General features: G+C 69.2%; 10 protein-coding genes and 1 pseudogene. 7 read left to right on the top strand and 4 right to left on the bottom strand.

Annotated elements, in window-relative coordinates; genetic code table 11:
• Positions 1 to 1,048, top strand: a pseudogene (locus IRZ30_RS11840) (hypothetical protein); the annotation flags it as partial.
• Between the two features lie 14 nt (positions 1,049 to 1,062).
• On the opposite strand, the gene IRZ30_RS11845 reads toward IRZ30_RS11840, so the two are convergent.
• Positions 1,063 to 1,488 (bottom strand): putative toxin-antitoxin system toxin component, PIN family, encoded by a 426-nt coding sequence (locus tag IRZ30_RS11845; protein WP_294085369.1) that lies wholly within the window; start codon positions 1,486 to 1,488, stop codon positions 1,063 to 1,065.
• Complete coding sequence (locus IRZ30_RS11850; protein ID WP_294085371.1) at positions 1,488 to 1,790, bottom strand: AbrB/MazE/SpoVT family DNA-binding domain-containing protein; 303 nt, start codon at positions 1,788 to 1,790, stop codon at positions 1,488 to 1,490. Before IRZ30_RS11850 ends, IRZ30_RS11845 begins: the two co-directional genes overlap by 1 nt.
• A 451-nt stretch (positions 1,791 to 2,241) precedes the next feature.
• On the opposite strand from IRZ30_RS11850, the gene IRZ30_RS11855 reads away from it, so the two are divergent.
• From IRZ30_RS11855 to IRZ30_RS11865, 3 genes are all read left to right on the top strand, one after another.
• Entirely contained in the window at positions 2,242 to 4,020 is a 1,779-nt protein-coding gene (locus IRZ30_RS11855) for a M28 family peptidase (protein ID WP_294085373.1), read from the top strand.
• A 338-nt stretch (positions 4,021 to 4,358) separates the two neighbouring features.
• Positions 4,359 to 4,904 (top strand): sigma-70 family RNA polymerase sigma factor, encoded by a 546-nt coding sequence (locus IRZ30_RS11860; RefSeq protein ID WP_294085375.1) that lies wholly within the window; start codon positions 4,359 to 4,361, stop codon positions 4,902 to 4,904.
• A complete protein-coding gene (locus IRZ30_RS11865; protein ID WP_294085377.1) occupies positions 4,901 to 6,226 on the top strand; it encodes a hypothetical protein in 1,326 nt (441 codons plus the stop codon). Before IRZ30_RS11860 ends, IRZ30_RS11865 begins: the two co-directional genes overlap by 4 nt.
• A 319-nt stretch (positions 6,227 to 6,545) precedes the next feature.
• On the opposite strand, the gene IRZ30_RS11870 is transcribed toward IRZ30_RS11865, so the two are convergent.
• Positions 6,546 to 7,583 (bottom strand): GntG family PLP-dependent aldolase, encoded by a 1,038-nt coding sequence (locus tag IRZ30_RS11870; RefSeq protein WP_294085380.1) that lies wholly within the window; start codon positions 7,581 to 7,583, stop codon positions 6,546 to 6,548.
• Positions 7,584 to 7,780: 197 nt separating this feature from the next.
• Between IRZ30_RS11870 and IRZ30_RS11875 the strand changes: the two genes are divergently transcribed.
• Positions 7,781 to 8,977, top strand: coding sequence for an MFS transporter (locus IRZ30_RS11875; RefSeq protein WP_294085382.1), 1,197 nt, complete (start codon positions 7,781 to 7,783; stop codon positions 8,975 to 8,977).
• A gap of 107 nt (positions 8,978 to 9,084) precedes the next feature.
• On the top strand, positions 9,085 to 9,621 hold the full coding sequence (locus tag IRZ30_RS11880) for a hypothetical protein (RefSeq protein ID WP_294085384.1): 537 nt from the start codon (positions 9,085 to 9,087) through the stop codon (positions 9,619 to 9,621).
• A 122-nt stretch (positions 9,622 to 9,743) separates the two neighbouring features.
• Here IRZ30_RS11880 and IRZ30_RS11885 read toward each other — a convergent pair whose 3' ends face one another.
• A complete protein-coding gene (locus IRZ30_RS11885; RefSeq protein WP_294085386.1) occupies positions 9,744 to 10,055 on the bottom strand; it encodes a hypothetical protein in 312 nt (103 codons plus the stop codon).
• Between the two features lie 196 nt (positions 10,056 to 10,251).
• On the opposite strand from IRZ30_RS11885, the gene IRZ30_RS11890 reads away from it, so the two are divergent.
• The gene (locus tag IRZ30_RS11890; RefSeq protein WP_294085388.1) at positions 10,252 to 10,833 is read left to right on the top strand and encodes an FHA domain-containing protein; all 582 of its coding nucleotides are present in this window, start codon (positions 10,252 to 10,254) and stop codon (positions 10,831 to 10,833) included.
• Positions 10,834 to 11,567 lie beyond the last annotated feature (734 nt).

An 11,567-nucleotide genomic window follows, 5' to 3' on the forward strand; every position in this document is an offset into this window, starting at 1 on the left:
CGCCGCGGTCGTGCCGCTGTCGCCGGAACCGGTGCCGGGGCTGCCGTCGACGCTACAGACCGGCCCGGTGAGCCGCCCCGGCCCGGACAGCTACACCCTGATCCTGCAAGGCGGCGACCGGTCGGTCGTTCGCAGCCGCAGCGGGCAGCCCGAGTGGTGGCTGGAAGGCGCCACCGACCTCGACTGGTTCGCGTCGGAACCGGCGCTGCTCGGCGTCACGTCGGCGACACCGGGCGCCCCGGACGGGCCAAGCCGGCTGGCGCTCTACCCCGCGCCCCCACTGCTGGCCCAGACGCCGGGTTTCGAGGCGGTCGACTACCAGCGCTTCGACCCGGCCGGCATCGGTGATGACCAGACCCGGCGCTATGCACGTCCCCTGGCCGCGCCCGACGGTCGCTCCGTCGCCTTCTTCGTGGTCGACGAGGCGGACGGCAGCGTCGCCCTGTGGCTGGCCGGATGGGATCTGCCGCCGCGCGAGGTCGCCCGCTGGCCCGACGCCACGGAAGCCGACACCCGCGTGCCTCCGGTCGCGGCCTGGACCGACGCCGGGACGCTCGTCTACGCCGTGCCCGAGGCGTGGCGAGAGGGGCTGCCGCAGCGGGTGACGCTCAACCGCGTCACCCTGCCCGATGCCGAATCCACACCGCTCCTCACCCTCCGCGCGCACGGGGCGGACCGCGGCGTCGCCGTGACCGACCTTGCCGCGGCGCCCGGCGGCGCGTGGCTCGCCTACCGCGTGCGCCACTTCGGCGCCGGGCGCGCCGCGACGGACTCACTCCACCTTGCGCCCACCCACGACGTGACCCAGGCGCTGGAGGCGGTGCGCAGCGAGGCCGCCGAGGGGATGGCCTGGTCGCCGGACGGTCGCTGGTTAGCGGCCGCGCTCGACGACCGGATGCTGCTCCTCACCGCGGACGGCCGCACGGTCGTGCCGCTCACCGGGCTTGCCACCGCGGCCTCCTACCCCCTCTGGGTCGCCGGCGATGAGGTCTGGTTCACCCTGGACGACGGCCGCGGCCCACGCATCATGCGCGTCCGGTTGCGGTGATGGGGCTACCACCCCTACTCCTCATTGTCTTCCTGGAGGATGCGAAGAAACGCGGACGCGGTGACGATCGGGATCCCTCGATACTCGCCCAAGACGAGCAGGTCGGCATCCTCGGAGACGAGAAAGTCGGCATCGCCCGCCACAGCCGCCGCGAGGAACTTGTCGTCGTTGGGATCGCGACAGACCGCCGGGGTCTCAGCCGGCTGGACCACGTCCGCCTGCGCCAGTAGGGCGATGATATCGCCGACGCCGATGTTCGAGAGCGACCGGAACTTGCGGGTCAGCTCAGGCCGCCGCAGCACCGCGAGGATCTCTTCAGCGATGGCCGGCGAGAGGATGAGCACGTAACGGTCGGCATGCTCGAAGAGCAACTCACCCCATCGCCCGTGCGGGTTGATCAGACCACGCACGAAGACCACAGTGTCGAAGACGACCCGCATTACGGCTCCGCGCGTCGGGAACCGCGCACCGCCTCGTCGATTGCGCGGTTGATCTCGACCTCGTCCATCGCCGCTGCTTCACGCCGGACGGGCTCGAAGCGCTCGTAGAGCTCCCGGATCCACTGCGACCCAGGACTCCGCCGCACCTGAAGCGGCGTGATGCGGAGCGTGTCGTCCTCCAGCGTGATCTCGAGGATGCTGTCCTCGGTGATCCCCAATTCCCGGCGGAACTCGGCCGGTATGGTGATCTGGCCGTTCCGCAGGGGGCGGATGATCTTGGTGGCACGGCCGGAGCGGCTCATGATCAGGCTCCATCCATGAGCTTTGGAGATTTCATATTTACACTATCTCAAGACTACACAACGTCGCGTTGACATGCAACGAGCACGGGCGCTGTCATCCTGGGCCGAGCGAAGGATCTGTAGCCGAAGTGACCGCCCCACCGAGAGATCCTTCGCTCCGCGAAGGATGACACGGTGATGGTGGCCGGTGGCCAGGGATGACAGCATAAGTCTCGCTGACGATCCCGGATGGTGGGGTGAGAGTGACCGGCTACTAAGGATGGCAGGCACCCGGCCAACCCTGGGCTCGCATTTTTCTTCCGCGCTGGGCTGCGTTACCATTCGGGTGCTTTACAAAGCCGGCGACGCCTGCCGGCCTTGAGCGATCCCTCCCGGGACAGGGTGGCAGGCGCGCGACGCGTGCCTTTGAGTTGTCACCGACGGTTGGTCTCGACATGGGAAGGGACGAACCATGCAAACCTCCTGGCGTGACCCTGAAACGGAGGAACTGATCCTCCGCGACATCTCACTCGACGAGCCGTGGGCGCTCCTGGAACGCTTCAGCACTCTCGTTCGGCTCTCCGGCAGCGACGATGAAGCGGCCGCCGTTGAGTACATCACTGAGCGGCTCTCCGCCTGGGGCGTGCCCTACACCGTCCATCGGCCGACCTGTCTCATCAGCCTGCCCGGCCCGGCGACCCTGCGCACGCTGGGAGACAACGGCAGGGAGTTCCGGGTCAAGACCTTCTCCTTCTCGCCATCGACCGACGGCAAGGAAGTCGAGGGCGATCTGGTCTACGTGCCGGGCAGCCAGGCCAGCGACATCGGCGAACTGTTCGGTGCCGCGCGCCGGACGGGTGATGTCGACCTGCGCGGCAAGGTCGTCATCACCGAGGGGCTCGGCATCGCCGCCCGTGGGCTCGATCTGGAGCGCTCCGGCGCCATCGCCGCCATCTTCATCAACCCCGGCGAGCGCATCCACGAGGGCATCACCACCACGGCCTGGGGTTCGCCCGACCTGACGTCGGTCGGCCGGGTCCCGCCGGTGCCGGTGCTGGCCATCAACCGGCCGGATGGGCAGGCGCTGATCCAGGCACTGCGGGAGGGGCCGGTACGGGTGGCGTTCTCGAATCAGGTAGAGACGAGCTGGCGGCCGATCCCGATCATCGTCGCCGAGATCGCGGGGAGCCAGGCGGCGGACGAGTTCGTCCTCTTCCACGGGCACCTCGACTCCTGGCACGTCGGCATCGGCGACAACGCCACCGGCGACGCCACACTGCTCGAGATCGCGCGGGTCTTCCAGCGCCACCGCGACCGACTCAAGCGCACCATTCGCATCGCCTGGTGGTCCGGGCACTCGCACGGGCGCTACGCGGGTTCCACCTGGTACGCCGACACCTTCGCTCAGGATCTCAGCGAGAACTGTGTCGCCCACGTCAACTGCGACTCTCCCGGCTGTCGCTGGGCGACGGAGTACCGCGACGTCGCCTGGATGGCCGAGGCCGCGGACCTGTGCCAGACCGCGATCCGGGACGTTACCGGGCAGGAGTCGAGCGGCGCACGCCCGCTGCGCGCCGGGGACTGCTCGTTCAACAACCTCGGCATCTCCACCTACTTCATGCTGTCCTCGACCATGCCCGAGGATCTGGTGCGCGAGAAGGGTTACTACGCGGTCGGCGGATGCGGTGGGAACATCGCGTGGCACACCGAGGACGACACGATGGAGATTGCCGACCGGGACAACCTCCTGCGCGACATGCGCGTGTACGCCACCGTGCTGCTGCGCACCCTCAACGCGCCGATCTACCCGCTCGACTACCGGGCGACGGTGCGCGAGATCGAGGAGCACCTGCGGCGGTATCAGGCCGCGGTGGGTGACGCCTTCGACTTCCGCCCCTCGCTCGAGGCCGCGCACAACCTCGGTCAGGCGCTGGAGCGCTTCTACGAGGAGACCGAGGGGCTGATGGACCGCGAGGTCGACGACCCGGTGGTGCGGCGAGCCAACGCAGCGCAGCGGATGCTGGCGCGCTTCCTGGTGAGCGTGGGCTACAGCCGGGACGGCCGCTTCCGCCAGGACCCAGCACGGGGCATCCCGCCGCTGCCGGAGCTGGCCCCCGCGCTTGAGCTCGGCAAGGTGGAGCCGGGGAGCGACCGCTACCACCTGCTGCGCACCGACCTGACCCGCGGTCAGAACCGCCTCGTCTGGTTCCTGCGCCAGTCCGCCCGCCGTCTGGCCGGGATCGTGGGGTAGGCACGGTTTGTCAGCGCCGTGCCGCGACAGCAGCCATCGGCGTCGGTGTGTGCCCGGAGGTTCACGCCCGGGCACACACCGAAAGCCGCTCTAGCGGGCTGGGGAGAATCGGGGTCAGACCCCGGTGATACGGTGTCCAGCCGCTGCCGACGGCGTACATCGATGTAAGTCGTCAAACTTCATAACCTCCGGGCACCAACCACAGCGCGAGGATCCTCGCGCCACCCGTCCCGGCCCGTGCCGTTCGCCTGCCGTCGATTGATGGGTCCAGCTCCCTATGCCTCTCCCGCGTAACGCCGCAACCGCCATTACGTTCCTGCTCGTAGAAGGGGGACGTGATGAGCGACGATGACTTGCTGCGACGGGCACAACAGGGGGATCAGCGAGCGTTGGATCGGCTCTTCCGGCGCGAATGGCAGCCGGTGTATGGGCTGATCTACCACCGCGTGCAGGATCGGGCTGAGGCGCAGGATCTTACTCAGGAGGTCTTTCTGCGCGCCCTGCGCGGACTGGACCGCTACGAACAGCGCGGCGTACCCTTCCGCGCGTTCCTCACCACGGTCGCACGCAACCTCCTCCGCGATCGCTGGCGCCGCCAGGGGCCGACATTGGTCACGATCGACCACGCGGCCCACCTGCCAGCGACGACGGCGGGCCCGGAGCAGCAGGTCTTGAATCGGCTGACCGCTGACCGGCTCCGGGCTCACCTCGCGACCCTCCCACCCGACTACCAGACCGTGCTCCGACTCCGGTTGATCGAGGACCGGCCTGTGGCCGAGGTGGCCACACTGATGGGACGCAGCCCAGGGGCTATCCGCACCCTGCAGCACCGCGCGCTGGCGGCGCTCCGCAGCCGCGTTGTAGAGGAGGGAGTTCGACGATGAGAGGTGAGTCACCAGCCGAGCAACTGGACCGCTACATCGACGCGCTGCAGCGGGGTGAGGAGCCGGCGATCGACGCGGTTGCCGACCCCGATCTGGCGAGCCTCTGCGCGCTCGCGCGCGAGGTCCGGCGACTCGGGGAAGCGGAGTTGCCCGATGCGGACTACCCGGCACGGGCGGTTTCGTGGCTCGCGCAGGAGTTGAGGCGGCCGGCACCGTCGGCAGGCGCTGCGATCGACGATCACGTCGTGCCGCTGCTGTTGAACGGACACCGGGAGCAGCGCGCGGCGCTGCCACCCGACATCGCCAGTACGCGTCGGGAGCGCCGCTGGGCGCGGCAGTGGCTGGAGATGGTGGCAGCCGTGCTGGTGGTGGCGCTCGTCGCCACGGTGGTCGGCGCGATCCTGCGCCAGCGGGCAGGAGTGGAAGAACAGACCGGACCAGGCGCGCAGCCCATGATCACCGGCTTCCAGCCCATGGCAACCGCAACGCCGACGCCGGCCTCGACGCCGACCACGGTGGCTGTGACTGCCACCCCGGAACTGAGCGCGCTGCAGGCAGCCGCCGGGTTCGACTTGGTCGCGCCCGCCTGGCTGCCGGAAGGGATCGAATTGGAGCAGACGCTGCCGCCGATGCGGCTGCCGGGCTTCACCAGCGTTCAGTTCACCTACCGCGATGCCGATGGGAAGCGCGTCCTCACGATCACTCAGGCGTCGCCGTATGAAGAGACGCGCGAAACGATGCCCGCGGAGATCTACGACGCGGCGGTGGAAGTGGACCTCGGCGACGGCACCATCGCACGGGTGCATGAGGGCGACCAGATGAACCAGATCTGGTGGCAGCGCGGGCCGACGACGGTCCGGCTCGAGAGCGGCCCGGTCGAGGATGGCGGTCGCGTGCTGACCACGGACGAGTTGCTGACCATCGCTCGATCGATGGCGCCGGTGCCCGTGCTGGAGCCGCCGGCCAGCCCATCGCCGGATGCTGCCCTGTCAACCAGCGACGCGGCCATTGCCCGCGCGCGGGAGGTCGTCCGCGACCTCGGCGGAAACGAGTCGGCAGAAGCGGCCGACGTCCGGCTGACGTCCCTGGCGGAGCCGGTCGCACTCGGGATGTCGGCGCCGGACGGGCTCGAGCAGAACGCCCCGGTCTGGCACGTCGAACTCACCAACGCACTCATGCCGCCGGAGTGCCCCGAGGCTGGTTCGTCCATCTGCGGGAACGGCACGATCGTGATCGTCCTCGACGCGGAAAGCGGCGAGCTCCTCGGCTGGCATGGGCACGTCGGCGCCTGGATGCCGCCGGCCGCCGAGCCGACGGAGTGAGCAACACAGCCCCGGTTCGGGAGCCGCCGCCTGAGCCCGTCGCCGCTGCCGGCGGCTCCCGGACCGGGGCATGTGCCCGGGGCTGAATCCCGGGCTGACAACGAAAGCCGGCTAGAGCCGGCTTTTTTCTTTATCAGCCCTATGGAGTTCGACAACATTCTTGGATGTCCGCCGCGCGGCGGGATCCATCATGCCGAGGCGCCAGCCCTGCGTCATCCCAGCCGGCTTCAGCCGGCTTTTTCATTGTCAGCCCGGCGGCTTTAGCCCCGGGCACGCGCCGAGCGGTTGGACCTGACGCAGTGCGACGGTCGCGCGGCGCTTACCCCCGCCCCGTGACGACGGCCTCCATGACCTCGACGGCGCGCTCGATGTCGGCACGGGAGACGTCGAGGTGGGTGACGGCGCGCCAGCGGGTCGCGGTCGGGGAACCCATGCGCACGCCGCGCTCGATCAGCCCGTCGTACAGCTCCTGCGGCGAGCGGCCGGTGCCCGACACGTCGAAGAAGACGATGTTCGTCTCGACCTCGGCCGGGTTGATGGCGATGCCGGGGATCTCGCTCAGGCCGGCAGCGAGCAGCTTGGCGTTGGCGTGGTCCTCGGCCAGGCGCTCGACGTTGTGCTCCAGCGCGTAGACACCCGCCGCGGCGATGATCCCGGCCTGGCGCATCGCCCCGCCGAACATGTGCTTGTAGCGTCGCGCCCGCTCCATCGTCTCCCGATCGCCGGCGAGCACGGCGCCGATCGGGCAGCCGAGGCCCTTGGAGAGGTCGATCCAGACGGTGTCGACGTGCTGGCTCCAGACCTTGGCCGGGATGCCGCTAGCCACGACGGCGTTCAGCAGGCGGGCGCCGTCCAGGTGGACCTTCATGCCCAGCCGGTGGGCGGTCTCGGCCACGGCCTGGAACGTCTCCAGCGGCCAGACCTTGCCCCCGCCGCGGTTGTGTGTGTTCTCCAGGCAGAGGAGCGTCGCCGGCGCCGAGTGGAAGCCGCCCTGAGGCTGCACCGCCTCCTCGACCTGCTCGGGAGTGAAGACGCCGCGCTCACCCTCAATCAAGGCGGTCATGACCCCGGCCAGGAGGCCCGGCCCGCCGGCCTCCGACGTGTACGGGTGCGCCCAGCGTTCGAGCACGATCTTGTCGCCCGGGTTGGTGTGAACCTTGATCCCGATGGCGTTGCACATCGTTCCCGACGGAAGAAAGAGGGCCGCTTCCTTCCCGGTCAGCTCCGCTACCATCTCCTGCAGGCGGTTGACGGTGGGATCCTCCCGGAGTTGCTCATCGCCGACCGGCGCCTCGGCCATGGCGCGGCGCATCTCGGGTGACGGTCGGGTCGCGGTATCGCTGATCAGATCTATCATGATCCTCCTCTTTCCTCCCCTGGGGATCGGCCTCATCGTCGCTCGCCCCCGATTATGGCGGCTCTCCCCGGCGAGCGCCACACCCCGCACCCGGAGGACAGTAGTTGCCCGGCGCGCACGCGGCTATACTAAGCCGGTTCCACGCGTCAGCGGGGGATGTCGTCTTTGTTCCACGACATCGCAAGGAGCTGCGAGTGGTGAGGCTGAGTCTCGGACTCGGGCGGGACAACACGCGAATCTTTCTCGGCATGATCTTCAATGAGGGAGGCCTGGGGATCTACCAAACCCTCTGGCCGATCTACATCGCCTCCCTTGGCGCCAGTCCGCCGCAGATCGGCCTCGTCATCGGCCTGCTCGGCCTTTGTCGCCTCGTGTTTCTCATCCCGAGTGGCATGCTGAGCGACCGGCTCCCGCCCCGCACGCTGATCGTGAGCGCCCGGCTGGTGGCGGCCTTCGGCACGTTCCTGCTCGGCCTGGCGCAGTCGTGGTGGCACCTGATCCCCGGGGTGTTCATCTTGTCGGCCGGAACGATCGCGTTCCCGGCCCTGTCCAGCACGATCGCCGAGCGGGCGGGCAACGGGTGGGCGCGGACGCGCGCCTTCACCTTGATCTACACGGTAGGGCCGTCGGCCGCCTACCTGATCACGCCGACGCTGGGTGGCTTCATCGCCCAGCACGTCAGCCTGCGCGCGCTCCTCTTCATCTCCGCCGGGCTGACTGCCACCGGCGCCGCGATCTTCTCCACCATCGAGCGAGGGTCGGTGTCGAGCCACGATGGACCACCGGTCACGTACCGCTCGGCGCTTGTGGAGCGGCCGATCCGGCTGGTGCTTATGCTCATGTTCGCCACCATTTTCGTGCTGACGATGGGCGTCACGCTGGCGCCGAACTTCCTGCAAGAGGTCCATTCCATCAGCATCGAGCACATCGGGTGGCTCGGGTCGGGTGCCGCTATCGGCAGCGCCATGCTGGGGCTGTTGATCAACCGGGTCGGACCCTTGCGCCGACCGCTGGCGGGGATCGCACTCGGGATCACGGCCGTCGCCGGGATGCTCGGGCTGCTGCTGGTCGGCCGCGGCTTTCTCTGGTTTGCAGTCGCCTATCTGCTGCGTGGCGGGTTTATGTTGGCCTGGTCCACCTTCTACGCGGCGCTGGGTGAGGTGTCCTCTGAGCGGCTCCGCGGGCGGGTCTATGCGCTGGCCGAGCTGCTGGCCGGCGCCGGCATGGCGGCGGCGCCGTTCGTGGCCGGGTGGCTCTACGGCTGGCGGCCGCAGGCGCCAATGGTCGCCTCGCTCCTCACGATCCCGCTCCTGCTCCTGGCGATCGCGACGGTCGCACGCCTGCTGCGCACCGAGCAGCCATCGGAACCGGCGCTCGTCGAAGAGCACGTGTGAGCGGCTGACCCCGGCGGTTGGTATCCTTGCCGGTCGGTGACGTGAGCATGGCGACAGCGAGCGCGCCGGCCCGGCCCGGGCGTCCGGCGTGCCCGAATAGGAACCCAATGGTGGCCATCTTCCGACGACGACAGCGCCACGAGGACGGCGACGCCCAGCCGACGACCGCCGACCTGCGGGCACAGCGTGCGGCGGAGTGGGCGCGCCACTTCTCCGGTCCCGCCGGGCTGGAGGATTACCGCAAGGCGTTCCTGCGCTATTCGCCCCTCTTCTGGGACATCGTCGAGTCAACCCAGCGTGAGCTCCTGGCGCTCCTGGTGAATCGGGTTCCGGCCGACCTGGGCGTGCCCGCAATCTTCGCCCTCAGCTTGCTCTACAGCCGCCACGGCAAGCCGGACGACGCCGCACGGGCAACGCTCGCCATCATCGTGAACGACCTCTCCCCCGCCCACGCCCGCACGCTCCTGGCAACGCTGAGCGACGCCTGGCACAACGCCCAGCGCTGCCCCTACGACGAGCGGCCGGCAGCGATCCTGGCCGAAGTCCGGCCCGCCCTCCGCCGGCTCCAGACGACCAGCGCCGAGGAGACCGGCGCCATCTCCGCGATCCAGGAACAGATCGCCTTCGGGTGGGAGGAGGAGTGAGGCGTGATGTGTCACGCGTCATCCGTCATTCTCCCCTCTCCCCTGGTGGGCTCCGTGCGAGAGGGGCCGGGGGTGAGGGGGACGCATGACGCATGACGGAACACGCATCACGCCTCACGTCCCTACCGCACCTCGCCGGCGGCGGCGAGGAGGCGATCGAGGACGCGCCCCGCGTCCTCCCCGATGCGGGCAAACAGCGCGCGTTCCTGCAGGAGGTCCGGGTCGGCCCCCTCCAGGGCGGCCCGCTCGGCGGCACGAAAGCCGATCAGGCTCAGGCCCAGCGGCGCCAGTACCTGCCAGATCAGATCTTTGAGTTGGGCGTAGTTCACCGGGTCAGCGTGGGGCACGCTCCACTCTTCGATCGTCCGCTGCACGCCCGGCAGGCGCTCCCGCAGGATCTCGGCGAGAATTTCGGCCCGGTCGCGGTCCTCCATGGGCTTCACCGTCCCTCACGTCGTTCGTTCAACGAGCAGTAGCGCCACGCACATACGTGGACTGTCGCAGTTGGAGCTGGTCTCGTCCGTACCGGAAGGATACGGCGCACACGTCGTGCCCGGCGGGCACGCGCGTCGAGTGGCCAGTCTAGCGTATACTGCCGGCACAACCGACCCGGGGAAGGAGGGTGCAACGATGAACGGGGCGTCGTGGCTCAACCTGATCCTGGTGGCCGGAACCATCCTGTGGGTGATCGAACTGGTGCTCCTCTGGCGCGGCGCCGTGCAGGCGGGGGACGATCCGATCGCGCGCGTTTCCGGGGCGGCCATCTTCTTCGTCTTTGCGCTGCCGGTCACAGCCCTGGCGCCGGATGTCGTGGACCGGCTGGCCGGCTTTTGGGAGCGGGTCGCCGCGCTCGGCGGTGCGAATGGGCGGACCAGCACGACACCGCGCCTGGTGGTCGGCGGCAAGACCTTTCCGCTCACGAGCGAGCAGGTGCGGATCGGCCGATTCGGGAACAACGATCTGGTGATCGACCACCCGACCGTGTCGGCCTACCACGCCGAGATCTCGCTGCGGCCGGACGGCCGGCACGAGTTGACCGACCGGGAGAGCCGCAACGGCACGCGGATCAACGGCACGCCGATCCGATCGGCCGTACTGCGCGACGGGGACCTCATCACCATCGGCGCGGTGTCAATGCACTACCTGATCCGTCCCGCGACGGAGGCAAGTCTGGGCAGCATTCCGCAGCCGAGCCGCAATCGCGTGGGCTGACGGCCCAGTCCGACAGGATCACGGCCGTCCAACCCACGACTCACGCCGGCGCGCGGCGCTTGACCAATCAGACGGGGATCGCTGTGGAGTGCGGCGGCCTAAGCGGCCGCTTAGGTGTGGCACGGCATCGGCCGCGCCGGGGCAGGTGTCGCACCGTCGTCGGGACGCTGAATGGGTGGTGAGAGAATCCCACCGCGTGCCACCTGCCCGGGGCTAAAGCCGCCGGGCTCACAAGGAAAGCCCGTTAAAGCGGGCTAGGACAGAGCCAGGTTTTCACTCAGGCGATACGGTTCCCGCCATCCCGATGGAGCCCGGGGATAGAGCCACCGGGCTGAATATGAAAAGCCCAATAGACGGGCTCCCTTATTCACCCCTGCTGCTGCAATCCAGCACCCAGCCGGACGTCGCATCCCCAGCCCCTTCAGTGGGCTTCGCCGTGTCAGCCCGGTGGCTTGAGCCCCGGGCACACGCCGCGGCGTGGGATCCGTCGCGCCACCCGGCCCGTGTTTCGCCGCCTCCGGGAAACCAAACCGGGCGCGGCTGAGGCCGCGCCATACCAAAGCGGCGGCTCGGCCGCCGCACTCCAAGATCCCAGCCAGCTTCAGCCGGCTTTGCTTGTCAGCCCGGGGGTGATGGAGTCTGACGAATTACCGTGGTACATGTCCCGGTCACCGTGGTCTCGTCCTTGTCATCCTGAGCGGAGCCGGGGGCCGCGGCCGCCGCCGGCCGCGCGG

Source organism: Sphaerobacter sp. (genome assembly GCF_019683595.1).
Lineage (GTDB): Bacteria > Chloroflexota > Chloroflexia > Thermomicrobiales > Thermomicrobiaceae > Sphaerobacter.